General features: G+C 45.4%; 22 protein-coding genes and 1 pseudogene. 4 read left to right on the top strand and 19 right to left on the bottom strand.

What is annotated here, in order from left to right; translation table 11 throughout:
* Positions 1–196: 196 nt before the first annotated feature.
* The 9 genes and pseudogenes from N667_RS19395 to N667_RS0108155 form a co-directional block, all read right to left on the bottom strand.
* A pseudogene (locus tag N667_RS19395) lies at positions 197–536 on the bottom strand (cupin domain-containing protein).
* Positions 511–942, bottom strand: a complete 432-nt coding sequence (locus tag N667_RS0108190) for a nucleoside 2-deoxyribosyltransferase (protein WP_027409126.1) — start codon at positions 940–942, stop codon at positions 511–513. The pseudogene N667_RS19395 and the gene N667_RS0108190 overlap by 26 nt, the downstream one beginning before the upstream one ends.
* A 28-nt stretch (positions 943–970) precedes the next feature.
* Positions 971–1,357, bottom strand: coding sequence for a thiol-disulfide oxidoreductase DCC family protein (locus N667_RS0108185; protein WP_027409125.1), 387 nt, complete (start codon positions 1,355–1,357; stop codon positions 971–973).
* A gap of 164 nt (positions 1,358–1,521) precedes the next feature.
* Positions 1,522–2,685: a tryptophan synthase subunit beta gene (gene trpB / locus N667_RS0108180; RefSeq protein WP_027409124.1), complete on the bottom strand. Its 1,164-nt coding sequence runs from the start codon at positions 2,683–2,685 to the stop codon at positions 1,522–1,524.
* 60 nt (positions 2,686–2,745) lie between these two features.
* Positions 2,746–3,336, bottom strand: coding sequence for a hypothetical protein (locus N667_RS0108175; RefSeq protein ID WP_027409123.1), 591 nt, complete (start codon positions 3,334–3,336; stop codon positions 2,746–2,748).
* 15 nt (positions 3,337–3,351) lie between these two features.
* Entirely contained in the window at positions 3,352–3,882 is a 531-nt protein-coding gene (locus N667_RS19085) for a YdbC family protein (protein WP_051529991.1), read from the bottom strand.
* Positions 3,863–4,414 carry a GrpB family protein gene (locus tag N667_RS0108165; protein WP_035098413.1) on the bottom strand — a complete coding sequence of 184 codons (552 nt, stop codon included), beginning with the start codon at positions 4,412–4,414 and terminating at the stop codon, positions 3,863–3,865. The genes N667_RS19085 and N667_RS0108165 overlap by 20 nt, the downstream gene beginning before the upstream one ends.
* Before the next feature lie 72 nt (positions 4,415–4,486).
* Positions 4,487–4,882 carry a hypothetical protein gene (locus N667_RS18430; RefSeq protein WP_232223909.1) on the bottom strand — a complete coding sequence of 132 codons (396 nt, stop codon included), beginning with the start codon at positions 4,880–4,882 and terminating at the stop codon, positions 4,487–4,489.
* A 258-nt stretch (positions 4,883–5,140) separates the two neighbouring features.
* Complete coding sequence (locus N667_RS0108155) at positions 5,141–6,088, bottom strand: alpha/beta hydrolase (RefSeq protein WP_035098412.1); 948 nt, start codon at positions 6,086–6,088, stop codon at positions 5,141–5,143.
* Between the two features lie 299 nt (positions 6,089–6,387).
* On the opposite strand from N667_RS0108155, the gene trhA reads away from it, so the two are divergent.
* Entirely contained in the window at positions 6,388–7,032 is a 645-nt protein-coding gene (gene trhA, locus N667_RS0108150; RefSeq protein WP_027409120.1) for a PAQR family membrane homeostasis protein TrhA, read from the top strand.
* An 80-nt stretch (positions 7,033–7,112) separates the two neighbouring features.
* On the opposite strand, the gene N667_RS20150 is transcribed toward trhA, so the two are convergent.
* The 9 genes from N667_RS20150 to N667_RS0108105 all read right to left on the bottom strand — a co-directional run bounded on the left by N667_RS20150 (position 7,113) and on the right by N667_RS0108105 (position 14,659).
* The gene (locus N667_RS20150) at positions 7,113–7,280 is read right to left on the bottom strand and encodes a DUF5680 domain-containing protein (protein WP_232223908.1); all 168 of its coding nucleotides are present in this window, start codon (positions 7,278–7,280) and stop codon (positions 7,113–7,115) included.
* Positions 7,241–7,483, bottom strand: a complete 243-nt coding sequence (locus N667_RS20145) for a hypothetical protein (protein ID WP_232223941.1) — start codon at positions 7,481–7,483, stop codon at positions 7,241–7,243. The genes N667_RS20150 and N667_RS20145 overlap by 40 nt, the downstream gene beginning before the upstream one ends.
* 112 nt (positions 7,484–7,595) lie before the next feature.
* Positions 7,596–8,375, bottom strand: a complete 780-nt coding sequence (locus N667_RS0108140; RefSeq protein ID WP_027409119.1) for a GNAT family N-acetyltransferase — start codon at positions 8,373–8,375, stop codon at positions 7,596–7,598.
* Between the two features lie 103 nt (positions 8,376–8,478).
* Positions 8,479–10,149 (bottom strand): acyl-CoA dehydrogenase family protein, encoded by a 1,671-nt coding sequence (locus N667_RS0108135; RefSeq protein WP_027409118.1) that lies wholly within the window; start codon positions 10,147–10,149, stop codon positions 8,479–8,481.
* The gene (locus N667_RS0108130; protein ID WP_027409117.1) at positions 10,127–11,656 is read right to left on the bottom strand and encodes a class I adenylate-forming enzyme family protein; all 1,530 of its coding nucleotides are present in this window, start codon (positions 11,654–11,656) and stop codon (positions 10,127–10,129) included. Before N667_RS0108130 ends, N667_RS0108135 begins: the two co-directional genes overlap by 23 nt.
* Complete coding sequence (locus N667_RS0108125) at positions 11,653–12,039, bottom strand: MerR family transcriptional regulator (RefSeq protein ID WP_027409116.1); 387 nt, start codon at positions 12,037–12,039, stop codon at positions 11,653–11,655. Before N667_RS0108125 ends, N667_RS0108130 begins: the two co-directional genes overlap by 4 nt.
* 331 nt (positions 12,040–12,370) lie before the next feature.
* Complete coding sequence (locus N667_RS0108115) at positions 12,371–13,186, bottom strand: lipid II flippase Amj family protein (protein ID WP_027409115.1); 816 nt, start codon at positions 13,184–13,186, stop codon at positions 12,371–12,373.
* Between the two features lie 50 nt (positions 13,187–13,236).
* Complete coding sequence (locus N667_RS0108110) at positions 13,237–13,977, bottom strand: SDR family NAD(P)-dependent oxidoreductase (protein WP_027409114.1); 741 nt, start codon at positions 13,975–13,977, stop codon at positions 13,237–13,239.
* 70 nt (positions 13,978–14,047) lie between these two features.
* Positions 14,048–14,659 (bottom strand): dienelactone hydrolase family protein, encoded by a 612-nt coding sequence (locus tag N667_RS0108105; RefSeq protein ID WP_027409113.1) that lies wholly within the window; start codon positions 14,657–14,659, stop codon positions 14,048–14,050.
* A 484-nt stretch (positions 14,660–15,143) separates the two neighbouring features.
* Here N667_RS0108105 and N667_RS0108100 point away from each other — a divergent pair, with 484 nt between their 5' ends.
* Positions 15,144–15,710, top strand: a complete 567-nt coding sequence (locus tag N667_RS0108100) for a dihydrofolate reductase family protein (protein WP_027409112.1) — start codon at positions 15,144–15,146, stop codon at positions 15,708–15,710.
* A gap of 216 nt (positions 15,711–15,926) precedes the next feature.
* Here N667_RS0108100 and N667_RS0108095 read toward each other — a convergent pair whose 3' ends face one another.
* A complete protein-coding gene (locus N667_RS0108095) occupies positions 15,927–17,915 on the bottom strand; it encodes an acetoacetate--CoA ligase (protein ID WP_027409111.1) in 1,989 nt (662 codons plus the stop codon).
* 252 nt (positions 17,916–18,167) lie between these two features.
* On the opposite strand from N667_RS0108095, the gene N667_RS0108090 reads away from it, so the two are divergent.
* Entirely contained in the window at positions 18,168–18,428 is a 261-nt protein-coding gene (locus N667_RS0108090) for a ferrous iron transport protein A (RefSeq protein WP_027409110.1), read from the top strand.
* On the top strand, positions 18,412–19,149 hold the full coding sequence (locus N667_RS0108085; RefSeq protein ID WP_027409109.1) for a FeoB small GTPase domain-containing protein: 738 nt from the start codon (positions 18,412–18,414) through the stop codon (positions 19,147–19,149). Before N667_RS0108090 ends, N667_RS0108085 begins: the two co-directional genes overlap by 17 nt.
* Positions 19,150–19,153: the final 4 nt, after the last annotated feature.

The raw sequence follows: 19,153 nt of genomic DNA, 5'->3' as shown, positions 1-19,153 counted from the left end.
GAATAGAAGTCTTGCAACGGTTGTTTGTAGAAATAAGTAGACAAGAAGAGAACTTTAATAGGGATAAAATGGAATCAAAGAACTTTCCGCTCAGATCGTACAGTAGATTTCTTGTGCCCAGTGCTGATAGAAAAATAGAGAACATGACGATCAAACGACCGCCCCTCATCTCGATCGGTTGCAGTGATAAAGCCTTTTACTTCGCTAATACTCTGTCGCTTTTACTGAACGGCTGAGAAATGACCAAAAATTGTACCTCCTGTTCAGATCGATTTAGCATTTGATGAGGAACAAGCGGCGGAATTGCTACTCCTTCGTGCCGCTGAAGAACGATTTCCTCACCGTACATTTCGATCATTACAGTTTCAGACAAAACGAAAAAAATGGCCGCGATTTTCTATGATAGTATCTCATTTCAAAGGTGCCAGCAGGCATTCGCTCGTGAATCACGCTCAAATCATCGTCTTTTACTAAATGCCAGCCGGCGCAGTGTCCTCCCACACATCATGTTCAGCATTTCGCTTGCTTCTTTTCATTGATAATCTCCTGTTTCTTTGCTTCACATAAAATAAGCTGCTCCACAAAAGCATCGAGCGTGCCAACAAATTTTTGGACTTCAGGAAGATGGTAAAATGTCGCCGTTGTCGTTGGATCATAAATCTCCTCATCAGGCGAGTACATGTATACCCGCTTCCCGGATGCAAGGGCAATGCCTAATTCGACATGGCTTCCTTTTCCTGCTGGAAGCAAAATTACAAAAAAATCGGCTGCCATTACGGCTTGTCTCTCTTCTTCTCCTACTTTTAGAAGCTGCTCGATCGTCGAAGCGCGTTCGTTTTCAGTCCAGTCATATGTTTGCGTGAATCCTCTCTCGATCAATCGGCGAGCGCAGACACGAACCGCTTCCTTATTGACAAAACTTGATGCAATATAAAATTTCATCGGTTTCTTCCTTTCTGCAAAAATATTATTATAAAAAGCGTTTCCGAATCTCTTCGGTTGGAATGAGGCAGTTGTTTGCTTTCCCAAACCACTTGTATCGGTTTTTCGCGACCCAATCATACACGTAATCGCGAAGCGGGCGCGGGATAAGAACGAATATATAGAAATATTTCCACCATCCTCGCAAATGCTTGCATATGTTCAAGGCTGCGCTTGATTTCGTGTAATAAGCAGATCCGTCAATGAATACCAAACTATCGATCCGTTCAGGGACACCGTGCTTCCTCAACAGTTTCTGCCCCGCTTCGCTCTGCAATGAAGCAAAACGAAAATACGCGTGCGGGTCCCTTTCGATAATAAAACGGACGCTTGCACTGCAAAAATTGCAAACGCCGTCAAACAAAATGACTTTCATTTAACAACCTCTCCAATATTTGTTATATCGGTATGGATGCTCTTATATATACAGCCTAGCTCACTCTTTTAATATAATAGTAGGAAAAGTCTCCTTCACACCGCAACATAAAAACGTGAAACCCGCAGCCGAAACCGCGAATTTCACGCTTATATGGAGGATGCTTATTTTTTCAACATGCGGAATACTTGTTCCACATCTTTGTCGCCGCGTCCCGATAAATTGACGATAATGATTTGATCGCGATTCAAGGTCGGCGCCAATTTGAGCGCGTACGCTACCGCGTGGGCGCTTTCTAGCGCGGGAATAATTCCTTCCGTTTTAGAAAGGAGTTGAAACGCTTCAAGCACCTCATCGTTTGTAACTGTATAATATTCGGCACGCCCCGATGTTTTTAAATAGCTGTGCTCTGGTCCGATTCCCGGGTAATCAAGTCCGGCAGCGATAGAATACGTCGGCTGTGGATTGCCTTGTTCATCAAGCAGCACGAGGCACTTAAAGCCATGAATCAGCGCCGGAACTCCCTTTGTGAGCGTTGCCGCTTGTTCCGGTTCGACGCCAATCAATCGCACGTGCGGTTCGTCGATATAATGAGCGAACGCGCCGATCGCATTGCTGCCGCCGCCTACGCAGGCGATCACCGCATCAGGCAAACGTCCTTCTTTTTCGAGAATTTGTCGCTTGCTTTCTTCGCTAATGACAGACTGAAAATGTTTGACAATGCTCGGATACGGATGCGGACCGACCGCCGAACCGAGCAAATAAAACGTATGCTCATAATTTGCCACGTAATCATTTAGCGCCTCATCGACCGCATCTTTTAAGCGTCCCTGCCCTTTCGATACCGCAACAACTTTCGCGCCGAGCAGCTCCATACGAAAGACATTTAAAGCTTGGCGTTTCGTATCTTCCGCTCCCATATAAATTGTACAATCCATGCCGAACATTGCGCACGCTGTTGCCGTCGCGACTCCATGCTGTCCAGCGCCCGTTTCCGCAATGACGCGATGTGCTCCCATGCGCTTTGCCAGCAAAATTTGTCCGATGACGTTATTGATTTTATGAGAGCCAGTATGGTTCAAGTCTTCCCGTTTCAAATAAATTTTCGCTCCGCCAAGCCGCTCTGTCAGCCGTGATGCGAACGTGAGCGGATTTTCGCGGCCAATATATTCTTTTAGATAAAATCGAAATTCCTCATTGAACGCTTCGTCATCTTTATACTTTAAAAACTGCTCCTCTAAATAATCAAGCGCCGTCTGCAACGCCGGCGGCACAAAACTTCCGCCAAATTCGCCAAAATAGCCTCGCTCGTTCTGAACTGCACTCATAACTCCACTCTCCTCTTCTTTTGAAATTTATTACAATAATAGTCGTTTTGCCCATAAAAATCAATGAACCGCCTTGCTTCCTTTAAAATTCACTAAAAGGACAAAAATAAGAAGGAACAAAACAACACTACAAAACATAATCGCATCGGAGTGATGACGCCATCCTGCCTGAACGTGGCGTGTTATCGTATGCCAAAACGGCTCGCGAATCGGTTCGATGCGCTTTGGTGCGTACGACAAATGACGAACCGTCCAGCCGCCTAGAACAGGTTCCCAGCCCATTTTTCCTTGCTTCAGCCACACTTCCACCACATCGCCTCTAGCCATATATAGCGGTGCAGCACCTACTATTTCATCTCGTTGCCACGACGGAACGTATACGTAATAAACGGTCGCTTCAGACAGCGGTTGATGAGGCGGCGCTTTGATGATCCGCTTAGCCGATAACGTGATGCGGCGAATTTGCGACGGGCGGTCGGTCTCTGTTGCCAAATCTTGATACAGCTGATCGGACGTGACCACGCCGATCAAATGTACGGGAGCTTCCGCCTTCGCTTTGGCAATTTCCTTAGGCGGAGGAGAAGCGAACGCGTTGATAGGCCAAAACAGCGCGCACAACATAAAAATAAGAAGCGGCATCGTTGCTCTCATCGGTCTTCCTCCCTGTTATAAAAGGGGCTCGCTGCTTTTGTTTGGGCATACCGTCCATGAATCTTCAAGCATGATTGTCGTCACATCGCCGACGGATGGCGGCATCGTCGAGACGATGAGAAGGCGGCGCTGGTCGTTCATATGCCGAAACGACACACAACCCTCTTTATCCAGCAAGTTGGGCCACGGTTCCGTGCATTCTAATACGTATAGTGTTTTACCTTTATCGAGCATCTCCATGATAGAGGGCGTTTCGCAACCATCTAGTACATTTGTGTACAATTCAACAGAAATGCGATAATACGTGCTGCGCTGGCTGTTTTTCGCCACGATTTCATCATGGTTCCTCTCCATAAACGTCTCATAGGAAGATCGATCTTGCCATAGCGAAAAAATACATGCTTCATTCGCGTCGGTCGCATTCCAACCGCCCATTTGCCTGAGGAACCCACGAACCTGTCCTAGCTCCTGCCATTGCTCTTGCGCGAACGAAAACCTCCGCTTTTGCTCCGGAAAGACACCGCATTTAATCCATTTCAAAAGCACCCGTTTCCCCCTTTCTTCGCTTGCGATACCATGCTAACGCTTCTTGCTCCGCTTTTTTGATAAATGAATCCTTTCCTTCTATGTACGATTCAATAGCGAAAGGGAATTGTTGCGCTAGCATTTGTTTCAGCTTGCTATATTCCTTTGCTTTATTCGGGTGAGCGACCATATATTCTTTAAACGCTAAATGCCGCTCGATATGTTCGCTTCCTGTTTGATATATATGAACGTGATGCGTCCGCTCTTCGCCTCCTTTGCGAAAAAATCTCCGCTTTACAATCCCATGTTCCCCCAATGCTTCATAACCAAGTTCAGCCATTTGCTTATTAAAACGATCGACTTCATCAATATGGTGGACCTCGACCATGATATCAATAATGTGCTTGGCGCACATTCCAGGAATCGTGGTGCTTCCGATATGGTATATTTCGACGCACTCGCCTTGAAAGACGTCTTTAATTTTGTCTGCTTCACAGCGAAACTGCTCCGCCCATTGTTCAGAAAATGGAACGACTTCGACTTTTCGTACCATCAATCATCACCTTTTTTGCCGTTAACATGTCGACAGAGAAGTCTCCCAGCTCTAAGTGAAGGTGGAAAAAGTTCATACATTTCGGCTCCTCATTACTTTTATGCCAAATTGCAGGCAATCCCGACAAATCAACGCAAAGGGCCCCTTTACCAGCGGCTCTTTGTGCTGAAGGCAGAAGGAGCATCGTTGTTTTATTTCTCGCGCAAATACATGCTGACTTTTTTCTTCGCTTAAAGCTTTTATATTCTCGTACACGCAGTTTAAAAATGTTTCATCAATATACTCAAATCCCCTCTTTAACTTCATTGCCATAAGCTTGCAAGCAACAGCCATTCCTTCATAAAATCTTCTATTCTCTATATCTTTACTGTTGCCGGCCTGATTTCCTATCTCTGTCGCGAACTCCTCCAATTCCTCTATGATTCCCTCAACATCCTGATTAGTAAACCATTTTTTTTGTTTGCTCACTAACATCCCCTCCTTATACAAACGGCTACGTAGATGTTAATACTACACAAAGGTAAATTATTCCTCTAAAAAAATAAACTATTGGATAATTTTTACCAATATAACCGTTTATTCTAAACAAGATCACAGAGCTTCCAAGCAGTAAAAAGCCGCTTGTTCATGAACCCCCTCCCACCTACTTCCATTTAGAAGTGGGAGACTTCTTGGCGGATTATGTTAAAACTATAACCCCCTTCTTCATCAACACTTCGTTCAACGTCATGATTCGGCTTTTGTCTTTTGTACTTTTTCTAAAAATTGAAGCACCTTTTGAATATACTCATCTTTGTACATTTCAAAGTTTTTCACATGCTTTGCTTTGTCGGTCAGCCAAATTTCGAACACGTCCGGATGTTTGTTGTACATTTTCACACTTTCTTTATACGGAATAGATTGGTCATCTTTGCTGTGGATAAATAAAATTGGGCGCGGTGCTATTTGATCAACCGCCTTAATCGGGATGGATTCCACCGGATTTAAATCCGTAAGCATCGGAATGAGGGTGAGGATCAAATAGGTGAATGGCACGTTAGGCAAATGGGTCCATACGGGCATATACGTTCGCAAATAACCTTCTAAGTCGCTAAAAGGGCTGTCAGCAATCACCGCTTTTACATCTTGGTCCATTCCCGCTGCTAAAATCGATGTTGCTGCTCCCATTGAAACGCCGTAAAGAACGATCGGATCGGAATAATGTTGTTTTGCGTAATCGATGACACCAAGCAAATCATATTTTTCTTTCGCTCCAATCGTCGTCATGTCCCCTTCCGACTCACCGCTCGCTCGAAAATCAAACATAATGACGCGATAGCCTTCGTTCACGAGCGGTTTGGCAAGCGGCAGAAACGGAACGTTCGGCTCGTAGCGGTTGCCGCCGTAGCCGTGGGAAAAAATAATCGTCATTTTCGCTGGCTTTGCTGGTTCTATCACCCATCCTTTCAATTTCAGCCCGCCGTCCTTGCCTCTGAAAGTGACGTCTTTATAAGCCAGTCCGTAAGCTTTCGGCGTCTCTGCAATCGGCTTTCGCGCTTTATGTGTCAAATTCCAGCCAACATAAATGGAGATTCCGACACAGGCAACGAGCGCAGCGAGCAATACACTAACAAGGGAAATTGCGAGCCTTTTTCTTGCACTTTTTCTTCTCTCGAGCTGCAATGGCAAACTCATGATTATCACCCCATTATTCATGTCGCTCAAATCAACAAGAGCAGCTTAGGACAACAAAACGTTGATCGCCTCCTTCTTTGCGCTTTATCATTTTAGCTGAGGTTAATCAGTATTATACTGAATATTCTGATAAATAAATTAAGACGAATGCCTCGATAAACTTTTTCCCTTTTCCCCATTATATCGAAGCCGATCATTGCTATAAAGCAAAATTTCCGAGTTGGTTCTTTTTGTAAAAGCGCCATTTATGATACAATAAACAAAATTATTTTGCTGTTTCCAAGAAGGGGATGACTTATTTGGCCAATACCCATGCATTTACAAAGGAAGAAGAAATCGTTCATGCGATTACGCACGGATTGGGGGTAGTCTTTAGTATCGTCGCTCTTGTCGTATTGACGACCAGCGCCTCTATTCGCGGCAACGCTTGGCATGTGGTGAGCTTTGCGTTATTTGGGGGCACGATGCTTCTATTATATGCCTCATCGACAGTCGTACACGCCTTGCCGGAAGGAAGATGGAAACGATTATTCGAAATTTTCGACCATTCGGCGATTTACTTTTTTATTGCGGGCACATACACGCCGTTTCTGTTTTTAGCGGTCAAAGGGGCGATCGGCTGGACGCTGTTTGGCATCGTCTGGGGGCTTGCGCTTGCCGGCACGGTGTTTAAATGTTTTTTCGTCAATCGTTTTCTCTATACATCTACAGTTGTCTACATCGCGATGGGCTGGCTGATTGTGTTTGCCTGGAAACCGCTCGTTGCTGGTCTTTCATCGGAAGGGGTCACATATTTGGTCGCCGGCGGGATTTTATATACGGTGGGGGCGTTATTTTATGTTTGGCGCGGGTTTATATTTCACCATGCAATTTGGCATTTGTTTGTGCTCGGAGGCTCGATGGCGCATTTTTGGGCGGTGTATGTTTTATTGAAAGCGCCCTAAACGTCAAAAAGGAGACTTGGATTGCCGGTCTCCTTTTTCGCTTCTATAAAAAATGAAAGCTCATCAACGACTTGAGGCACCTACTTAACAAACTCTCCACTATACCGCAGTTCGTACACTTTTTCTCTTTCGTGAAAAATGATTTCTTCCCCAGCAAACTGTTCGAACGTTTCCGTCCACATGTTTTTATATACATATGGCCCTATTTCTACATATTCGAGCTCCCGGTACGGAGCATCGGTGTCCACATGACGGAGCGCTTGACGCAAAAACAAATAAAATAAATAGAAGCGATGTACTCATGTAGCCTATCAAGGTGAATCACTCCCCTGAATATACCATCGACCAAATATTCAACCGTTTCCTGTCCAACAAAAAAAGCGAAGCCAAAGTAAATGTCGCGGTATACATAGTCTCCCTCGCGATATTCAAGCTGCTTCGATCCGTTCAAAAGCGGGGCACCGCTGCCGCATTCCCGCTAGCGGTGTACGTCTGTTTTTTCGCTCCGCTAAGAAATGAGATGAATGCACTTTCGTTCACGAAAGCGGCCCCCTTTTTTACCGTCATCGATACATCATCCACATGCCGATGTCAGAAAATCCAAGCCGTTTGTAAATGCGGCCCGCCTCTGGATTGTCATAAAACAAACATAATGTCTTTCCGGCACGAATGTAATCTTGAATGATGCGCTTCATAATGTCGCTTGCATACCCTTTTTGCCGGTAATGCGCATCGGTACAAACGCCGACGACCATCGCCGACAGCGTATTCTCCGCCGTCGTCGAAACAGCCGACACCATGCGGCCGTCTTCCTCAATATAGTACGTGCGGCCAGTGTTCGTTTCCAATGCCTTAAGCAACATCGTCCTCGATGATGGAGTTGTGACAAACTCTGTAATGCGACTGCGCAATTCAATAATCCGGTCGACATCATCCACTGTCGCCAATTTGATTTCATAACGGTTTTCTTCTTCGGGAAACGTTATTTGGTTGCACTCGCAAAAATACATAACGCGCTTTGCCCCAAGCGGCAAGAGGCTTTCAAATTTCTCGACGAGCTCCGCCTTGCCGGAGAGCGTGACAGGCCCGGAGGTGCTGCGCATGATCTCAGCAAGCCCGTCAATATCAAAATCGCCCGGGGCATACGGAATATAAGAATCATAGAATCGCAATAAAACGGCCCGCAACGCGCCGCGCTCATCAAAGTCTCCCCATAGCTCCTGAAAGTCTTGTTCGTAGCCGAACGCTTCAATATCACCGATGATAAAAAGATTAAGCGACGGTTCTTGCTTTAGAAAAGAAAAGACAACATCGTGGTCCGCTTGATTCAGCTTGCGAATCACGCCTATCCCTCCTTGGAAAAAGATATATGTTTATAAAACTAGCAAAAAAAGAAATTATTTTCAATATTTTCATAAAAAGAAAAACCGACAGACAGCCGGTTTTTCACACTTTTACCCTGTTCGTGTTGTTCATTACCAGATCGAAATAGCAAACGGACAGCATGTCGACGTCCAATAAATCCTTATGCCAAACGTGCTGTAAAAAGAGGCGGGCGATGACTTCGTTTCGTTCGCTGTCGACCGCGTTTTTCAGCGCGACGACGCTCAAATAGATGTCGCATAGACGGTTGGCGATCTTTTTCGCGTGGTAAGTTTGCGCATCTTCGGAAAGTGCTTGCAGCTTTTGCAGCGATTGCGCAAGCTCGGTCAAACCTTTTTCAACCGGAGCGGCCAGTGGCTGAATCGTTTCCGGAAGGGCGGCGAGTTCTTGCCGCATCGTTTCGTGAAATGTTTCGTGAATGCGATATTTGCGGATCAGGCGCAGCACTTCCAAGCCTAAAATGTTCGCCGTCCCTTCCCAGACGGTGAGCACTTGCGCATCGCGAAGCAGGCGCGGTGTGACAAAATCTTCGATGTAGCCGTTGCCGCCGTGCATTTCAATCGCCTCATGGGCAAAGGCGATGGCCTCCTCGGCCGTGCGCATTTTTAACAGCGCGATCAACAGGCGGTTCCATGCTTTTTCGTCTTCCGTCGCTTGCTTTGGCTCTTGCATGACGCGATCGAAAAAAGCAATCAGTTCAAAGCAAGCGCTCGTCTGCACTTCTTGGCGCGCGGTTAAGTTCGCAAGCGTCTCTTTTATCATCGGATATGATGTGAGCGTTTGACCGAACGCGGAACGGTTTAAAGCATACTCCTTCGCTTCCTCGAGCGCCCGCTTCATAATGCCGATTGAGGCGACGGCGTTGCAGACGCGCGATAAATTGAGCGCTTCCATCATATAGTAAAACCCTTTTTTCGCATCGCCGACTAAATAGGCTTTTGCCCCATTAAATACCACTTCCGCCGACGGCACCGCGCGTACACCCAGCTTATCTTTCAGGCGGCGGATTTCGATGCCGTTGAGCGTTCCGTCTTCGTTGCGCCACGGCACAAGAAACAGGCTGAGCCCCTTCGTCCCCGCTTCGCTGCCGTCGATGCGCGCCAACACCATCGCCACGCCGCACATGCCGGCATTGCTCGCAAAATATTTTTCTCCGTAAATTTCATAATAATCTCCGCATGGAACCGCCCGCACTTCATTCGCTCCGACATCCGAGCCCCCCTGGCGCTCCGTTAAAAACGTCGCTCCCTCATACAGCTCCATATCCCCTGTCGCAATGACATGCGGCAAATATTTCTTTTTTAATTTTTCATCAGCGAAATGTTCCAGTAAATACGCGGTCGCCATCGTCAGCGTCACCGGGCAGTAAAAGCCTGGCTCAGCTTGCGACAATAAATATCCTTGCGCATATGAATAAATGTAGTTGCCTTTTCGGCCAAGCTTTGGAATCGGCTTATGGACATAACCGACGATGCCGGTTTCATACGTTTGTTTCACCGTTTGTTTGTACCCTTCGTTCACCCATACTTCCGAGATGTCGTTGCCGAAGCGGTCGTATTTGACGAGCCGCGGCTGCCCTTCGCGGTCGGTATGAACGGCGCGCCGATCAATATCAGTCATGCACAGGCGCCAAAACGACTCCAACTCGTTCGCTGCATACTCATAAAGCTCCGGATCTAAATATTTTTGCAAGTTGAAAAGCAGATTCGGATCAACCTCGCGCAGTTGTTTCATGACCTCTCCCCCTCAACACTTGTTTTAATATTTTTCCGGTCGCGTTGCGCGGCAAAACTGGAATCGCTTCGTACAGGCGCGGAATTTTATAGTCGGCAAGCTTTCCTGCTAGAAACCTTTTACACTCGTCGGCAAGATTATCAATCGGCTTAGCGGCAACGATGAACGCCTTCACCGTCTCGCCCCATTCCGGATGCGGCACGCCGACAACAGCGACATCGACAATATCAGGATGCGCTCGCAGCGCATCTTCCACTTCTTTCGGATAGACATTGACCCCGCCGGAAATAATGACATCTTTTTTCCGATCGACAATCCAAATGTAGCCGTCCTCATCGCGGCGCGCCAGATCGCCGGTGTAAAGCCAGCCGTTTTTTAATGTTTCCGACGTTTTTTCCTCGTCTTTGTAGTATCCTTTCATCGTTCCTTCGCCAGCGAGCACGATTTCGCCAACTTCGCCAATCGGCACTTCTTGGCCGTGTTCATCGACGATTTTCACTTCGCAGTTGAGCGCGGCCCATTTGCCGACGCTGCCCGCTTTTTCAGCATGCTCTTCCGGCGACAAATACGTGCCGTTTGGTCCGGCTTCCGTTAAGCCGTATAAACACATGAGGCGGTCGGTGCGAAACTGTTTGGCGACAAATCGAACTTCTTCAGCTGACAGCGGCGCTCCGCCATACGTCCAATACTCAACAGAAGAAAGATCGTATTCGTGAAGGCGCGGATGTTTGGCAGTAAGCAAGTAGGCAACAGGTGCTCCGAAAAAGTGGGTAATGCGATGCTGTTCGACAAATTGAAGCAACGCTTCCGGGGAAAACGTAGGTGATAATACATGAGTGGCCCCAACATACATGCCGCCGATGAAAAATAAATGAAGCGGTGCAGAGTGACTGAGCGGCATCATATGCAGCAAGCGGCTGTTTTTATTCAACTTCGTTTCCAGCGCCATCATGACGGCGACTGCTAAAATGTTGCGGTACGTAAATAAGACGCCCTTTGGCCTTCCTGTCGTGCCGGATGTATATAAAATCGTCGCTTCATCGTCTTCTTGAAGCGGACAAACAACAGGCTCGGCGCTTCCGTCATGGATGAGCTGCGCGAGCGACCGCCAGCCGTCTTTCGCCTCGCCGGTTTTAATCCATAGAAGATCAAAATCGCGGACAAGCGGCGACAGCGCTTCATAAATCCATTCGTGGGCAATCACTGCTTTCGCTTCGCTATGCTCTACAATATAGCGCACTTCTTCAGCCGTCAGCCGGGCGTTGATCGGAACGGCAATCGCTCCGAGGCGCAAAACCGCAAAGTAGGCATACACAAATTCTTTCGTGTTTGGCATGTACAAAACGGCTTTATCCCCCCGCTTCAGCCCGAGCCTTTGCAGCGACGCAGCGAGGCGATTGACCGTCTCATCGACTTGTTTGTACGAAAGAAGGGTGTCTCCATCGATGATCGCGATTTTTTCCGGAAATTTGCGCGCATTTCGCGCCAAGAGTTCAGAAATGTTCATTCGCTTTCCTCCATTTCTCGCAATCTCGTTTTGAAATCTTGTAAAATCGTTTCCATTTCATGTTTCAGCTGCAGCAAATCGTCAATCCGCTCCGTCACCTCCTTCAGCTTTTGCTCGCCGTATTCAATCGTTTTTTCAAGCTGCTTTCGTCCGGTGCGATCTTTGTCAAAAAGCGAAATCATTTTATGAATTTCCTCAAGCGAGAAGCCAAACCGCTTGCCGCGCAAAATAAGCTTCAACACAGCCCGATCTTTTTTCGTGTACAAGCGCTGGCCCGACTCAGTGCGAATCGGCGCAATGAGCCCGCGTTCTTCGTAATAGCGAATCGTTCGCGTGCTAATGTCGAATTCCTGCGACAGTTGGGAGATGGTATAAAAGTTCATCGAGTCCACCTATATTTTTATTTTTCTGAATTTCATTTTAATTTTCGTTTACGTCAAAGTCAATCGAATAAAATAGATATGTAGGACCGTATATGTTGCGATTTTGCCTACAAAACTTTACATAAATGATGATAAAATTGGTTGCGATGCTTTGCTTCTCAAAAAGATTAGGGGAATGTAGATGAATACCGCTTTGCTCATGATCCATATTCAAAACAGCTATTTTCTAAATGGAATTTTCAGCGCTTATAAGAAAAGGACATTACAGCGAAAATGTAATGCCCTTTTTTATTATTATAATGAAGACCGCCGATAGTGGAACAACATCCCCTTAAACCCACTTGGCAAACCAAGCCACATAATAAGCAGCAGGAATAAATAAAAATTGCGCTACGATGGTACCTAAAAACTTGGAACTAACCATTGTCAAACAATAGCTTTTCAAATAAATGTAATCAATTTGATTTTTCATGACCTTATCTGCTAATACGGAGGCTTTTGGGTCAATAAATAAAGTTAACAAAATGGTTGCTATTCCATTTATGATCCCAGATGACATTAACGCAGTCTGTGCATAATTGTTCGGAACTAACAGTGAAGCATATATTGAAGAGAGAACACCGGTTGTAAATATAGCTGAAATCATAATATTCATGATGAAAAGACGTTTAGGGATTGTTTTGAACGTAATTCCTTTTAGATAGGTAAACCTCGGCAATTTAAAACATTTTACAACTTTTTTAACCCCAGCTATATTAAAGAACTTAAAGAATAAAGTAACCATCGAACCTTGTTGATTCGACAATTGAACGATCGCTCTTGAGAAGATGTTGATAAAGGTCGGAAACAGAAAAATTCCCAGCAAAACCCCAATGGATGTCACCGCAATTAAAATTCTGTACTGCTCCTCGATAAAACCTAGCTTATTGATCTCTGGCGCTTCTGCAATGAGTTTTGCCGTTAAAGGTTGTTGAATCGTTGTTGATAATCTTGAAACGACTACTAATGTGCTAAACAAAGAGATAGCGGTTGCGATTAGCTTTACCCTTGCCCCAGAAATCCGCGCTGAATAGGCTAAAGTCTCAATCGTTGTAATAACTAACAAACATAAAGAGATGATCATTACTTTACTTGTGATTAATCCCATAACAATCGCCCCACAAATAAAAGGATTGTAACCATGCCGACAACATTCTTCTACTCCACGTATATCATTTTCCGCGTCATTCCGCCATCGACAATCAATTGAATCCCCGTGACAAAATTATTATCAGGGTTCGTCAAATACAAGCAAGCGCGGGCGATATCTTCCGGTTTCCCGACTCGTCCGGATGGATGCTGGGTGTGGTCTTCTGGTCGAAGCTGCTCGTAATCGCCCGTTTCGATCCATCCTGGACAGATGGCGTTGACCGTAATCCGGTCCGGCCCAAGCGAAACGGCCAAGGCGTGCGTCAACGACAAAATGCCGCCTTTAGAAGCCGCATACGCCTCCGAGTTCGCTTCCGACATGAGCGCCCGCGTCGAAGAAATGTTCACGATCGCACCTCCCCCATGCGTCCGCATGATTTTCGCCGCTTCTCGCGAGCAAAGGAACGTGCCGCGCAAATTTGTATTGATGACATCATCCCATTGTTCGACTGTGAGATCATATGGAGAAACGAAAATGCCAAACCCGGCGTTGTTAATGAGCACATCCATTCGGCCAAACGATTCCCCGATTTGCCCGAACATCTTCACAATGTCAGCTGGAACACTTAAATCGCATATGTACGGATGAACATCATATCCTTCCGCTTGCAGCCGGCTTGCGATCCGTTCCACTTCTTTTGCTTGATCGGTGGCGACAACCGTTGCGCCTTGCTCCGCGTACGCTTTTACCAGCCCGCGTCCGATGCCTCCCGCCGCTCCGGTAATGACGACGACTTTTCCTTGGTACATGCTTTGAATCCCCCTTCTTATTTTAATCATGTACTCCACTGAAACGGTAAATCGTTAAAAATTCCTCTGTTTATTTTTCGCCTGTCCGAATCGTTTCAATGAATTTGAACGACCAATCAAGCGCTCTTTTTTCCGATTCAGGGTGATAAAAACGCGAGAAAGGATCGGCAAACCCGTGTGCGCCTTCCACCATCTCGATGTTCACGCCCGATGTGCACGATAATCGTTCCGTCAGCTGATGGACATCAACCGATGGCTCTTGTTCGGCAAACAATAAAAGTACAGACATTTTTGGACGCAAATCAGTATAGTCTCGAATTCGGGAACCGTAGTAGCCGATTGCTGCATCCCCTATCCCATCATATTCAGAGCATAACCATGCCACAGTGGCGCCGACGCTGTATCCCCAAAACACGACAGTTTCGTACTTCTGTTTTAAGGATTGCGCTAAATTTAAAGTTTGGTGTTTCGCCTGTTCAAATCCAATTTCATTTCGAAAATATTGATAAGCTTCTTTCTCATCATTGTAATGGAAAGCTTCCCTATTGAGCAAATTAGGGCAATAGACGTCATACCCTTGAGCAGTAATCATTTGCGCTGCATATTTCATATGATCATTGATTCCGTAGATTTCATGGATTAAGACTACAGCAACATTTGAATCGTTACAATGTTTCAACATAAAGTCTTTGTTCCCTCCCTCGAGCGCGCCAAAATGACAAGGACACATTGCCGTTTCTTCGCACAATCCACTTCCATTTCACGGTTCATTATAGGAGATGCTAAAAAATATGTAAACAAAAAATGGAATTTAAAGATAAATAAAGACTCTGTTAAAGGTAACTGTTGATATTTGAACCTTCTCTGAACTTTTGATATAATCCGATAGGAACAAATATTCGTATAAAGAACTTAAGTTGAGCAAAGCGCTTAGCAACTTCTTAAAACACATCGACTAATCATCACATACAAAGAAAGAGCAAGTATATCAATAGATTAAACATGTCAAACCTTTATTTTCTGTTGATGGGCGTCTAACTAATGAAACGAGAGAGACTTTTTAGTAACTTCAGTCACTTTTTCAGCAATAAATGCTGTCAATAATGAAATATGGAATTATTAAGGAAGAAGAAACAATACCCAAATGATAAAAAGGAGGATGAGTTATGTCAAATAACGTAAGACAGAGAAGAATCATTTTAGATTTAGCAGTTACTTTAGATGGTTTTATTGAAGGGAAAAATGGAGAAGTTGATTGGTGCATCATGGACTCTGAGATGGAGTTTATTAATTTCTTAAACCAAATTGATACTATTTTATATGGAAGAAAAAGCTACGATTTATGGGGACAAATTACCCCAGAAACTACTGATGATGCTGAAAAAGAAATTTGGGAATTAATTCATAGCAAAAAAAAATATGTGTTTTCCAGAACACAAAAAGAGGCTGATGACAAAGCGACATTCATAAATGATAATATTTTGGAAGAAGTATTAAAACTAAAGAATGAACCTGGTAAAGACATCTGGCTATATGGCGGAGCAAATCTTATTACTACTTTTATCAATTTAGGGCTTATTGATGAATTTAGATTATCTGTCCACCCTGTTATTTTGGGAGAAGGAAAACCGTTATTTATTGATATAAAGCAGAGATTGAATTTAAAACTAGTTAATACAAGAACGTTCTCCTCTGGCGTTGTGCAACTAATTTATCATTGGAATGGTAATTAATAATATGATTCATTCCAATGATAAATTGCCATAAATAGTAATGGTCATTTATTCAACAATTGACGGGTTAGTGCAAGAACAATTAAAAAACTAAAATAATAGGTTTCCTTCAGCATTTTGACATTATCAACATGAAATTTTAACAGAAATGAAATAAAAAACGAGGCCGCTGCCGCAAAGCAACAGCCTCGTTTGCTTCATAGCGAATAATCCCCGTTATCCGTTCAACATCGGGCTCCCCAACTTTTTCGCCAGCTCGACAAAGAACGCAAGCGAATCTGGATTGGCCATGGAGCCGACATTCACTGCCTTTTCAAGCGGGAAGCCTAATAAAATTTTCCGGATCGGGATTTCCATTTTCTTGCCGTTCAGCGTTTTCGGGATTTGCTCTACCTGATAAATTTCATCCGGAACAAAACGCGGCGACACTTTTGTTTTAATTGCTTCTTGAATTTGGTTTTTCAAATCGTCATCAAGCGTCGCCCCCGGCTGCAACACAACAAATAGCGGCATAAATGACTGCCGACCCATTAATTCTAAGTCGATAATCAAGCTTTCGAGCACGCCGTCGACCGTTTCCACTGCCCGGTAAATTTCGCTCGTTCCCATGCGGACGCCAGCGCGGTTGATCGTCGAGTCGGAACGACCGTAAATGACGCAGCTTCCTTGTTCGTCGATTTTAATCCAATCGCCATGTTTCCAAATGCCTGGATATGTGTCGAAATAGCTGTCAGTATAACGCTTGTAATTCTCATCGTTCCAGAAAAAGAGCGGCATCGATGGCATTGGAGCGGTTATTACTAACTCTCCGACTTCATCCGTAAGCGGCTTGCCGTTTTCGTCAAACGCCTGCACGCTCGCACCAAGCGCGCGGCATTGCAGCATTCCTGCCCGAACCGGCAAGATCGGCGAGCCGCCGACGAAAGCGGTGCACACATCCGTACCGCCGCTGCACGATACAAGCCAAACATCTTCTTTTACATGCTCATACACCCAGGCAAATCCTTCTGTCGTCAGCGGTGATCCAGTCGATAGAACGGCTTGTAAATGAGAAAAGTCGTACATTTCTTTCGGGCTGATGCCAAGCTTCATGCAGACGTTAATAAACGCGGCGCTCGTCCCGAAATGCGTCACTTTCGCCCGCTCGGCCAGCTCCCACAACACGCGCCCGTCCGGATATGTAGGGCTTCCGTCGTAAAGAACAACTTTCGCTCCAACTAACAGCCCTCCAATTAAGAAATTCCACATCATCCATCCCGTCGTCGTAAACCAGAAAAACGTGCTGTCGCTCGTTATATTTTGCTCGATCATTAAGATTTTTAAATGCTCAAGCAAAATGCCGCCATGTCCTTGAACAATTGGCTTCGGCAATCCTGTTGTTCCGGACGAATATAAAATCCAAAGCGGGTGGTCAAACGGAACGTGTTCATACGAAAGCTCGCTTTTCTCTTGGATGATATCGTTCCATAACAGCACTGAATCGTCCGGCGCTTCGATTTGTTCGTTTAAATACGGCACGAGAATCGTCTTTTTCAACGTCGGCAATTTTTCGCGCAGCTCGTCCACGACCGAGCGTTTATCAAACGTTTTTCCGTTATATTGGCAGCCGTCGACAGCGATGAGCACGGTCGGCTCAATTTGCTGGAAGCGGTCAATCACGCTGTTGGCACCGAAATCCGGAGAGCAGCTCGACCAAATTGCTCCGATGCTCGCACACGCTAAAAAGGCGATGACGGTTTCCGGAATGTTCGGCATGTAGGCAACGACCCGGTCGCCCTGCTTCACTCCTAATTTTTTCAGCGCGCTCGCTACTGCCGCTGTCTGTTCTTTAAGCTCTTTCCATGTTACTTCCCGATATGGGATGCGCTCCGAGCGAAAAAGAAGGGCCGGCTTTTCCTCTTGAGCGTTGCGAAAAACATGTTCCGCATAATTGAGGTGCGCCCCTGGAAACCATTTCGCTCCAGGCATGTTTCGCTTTTCAAGCACGCATGCATAAGGAGTCGATGACTGCACATCGCAATACTCCCATACTGTTTCCCAAAACTCCTCCAACCGCTCGACCGACCATGACCATAATTGGCGATGCGTTTTGAAGTCGAGACCTTTCTTCTCCTTCAGCCAATTCATGTAGCGTTGAACCGTCGATTGTTGAATTTGCTCTTCCGTTGGCGTCCATAGTACTGTTCCGTCAGCAACCGCTTTCATGCTTCCCTGCGCCCATCGTATTTCGCGCAGGATTCACCACCTTTCCCCTTTGTTTGAAATCATCCATCAATATGAAATATTCAGACTATTCTTATCATAACATCTTTTTCTAATATAAGGAATATGTTCTTTTCACAAGAAAATAAGCAAAATCGTTGACAAAATGACATTCGCTGAATAAGATAAAATTAAAATTTGGTTTAGGGCAAAATTATAACCTCTGTACAAATTATTAATAAGGGGGAAACTGTTGTGACCGAAGCAAAACTTGCACGTTTATGTGATGCAAAGCCGGGAGAACGTTTCCGTATTGCTGAACTTCATATAGATGGAACAATGAAACGAAGATTGCTTGATTTAGGGTTTGTGCCGGGCTGTGAGGTAACGGTGCTGCAAAAAAGTCCGCTCGGTGATCCGACCGCTTATCGAGTGAGTCATACGACGGTCGCCTTGCGTATTGAAGAAAGCTCAAATATTTATGGGGAGAGGATCGGGCATGAGCAATCATTATGAGTATACGATCGCACTGGCTGGAAACCCAAACACCGGAAAAAGCACACTATTTAATTTGCTTACCGGCTTGCGGCAGCATACGGGCAACTGGCCAGGAAAAACGGTGATTCACGCGGAAGGATTTTTTGCACACAATAATCGAAACTATCGCATGATCGACCTTCCAGGAACGTACTCACTATATTCGAATTCGGCTGACGAGGAAGTAGCGCGGGATTTTATCATTTTCGGAAAGCCGGATGTCACACTTGTCGTTTTAGATGCAACAGCGCTTGAAAGAAATTTGAATTTAGCTCTTCAAGTATTAGAAATGACACATCGGGTTATCGTCTGCGTCAATTTAATGGACGAAGCGAAAAAGAAAGGAATTCGCATTAACGTCAATCAACTTTCTAAAAAATTAGGCGTTCCAGTCGTGCCGATTTCCGCTCGCAATAAGGAAGGAATCAATGAACTCCTCGATACAATCGACCGAATGGTATGCGGAGATATAGAAACGAATCCAATCGTCATTTCCTACAGCCGTTCTATTGAAGAAAAAATCGCCAAACTCGTACCACTTGTTCAAGAAACGATCGGCAACGAATATCCGGCGCGCTGGGTGGCGCTTCGTTTGCTCGACGGGGATACATCGCTGCTTCAAGCACTACAGCAAGAACAACATCGCTTACTAAAGGAGGTACCGCATTATGCGTGCCACTGTTCCGCCAAATCCGTTTGATGAA

The organism is Anoxybacillus tepidamans PS2 (assembly GCF_000620165.1).
Classification (GTDB): domain Bacteria; phylum Bacillota; class Bacilli; order Bacillales; family Anoxybacillaceae; genus Anoxybacteroides; species Anoxybacteroides tepidamans_A.
The sequence above is the reverse complement of the archived record's forward strand: the minus strand, read 5'-3'. Positions and strand labels throughout refer to the sequence as shown.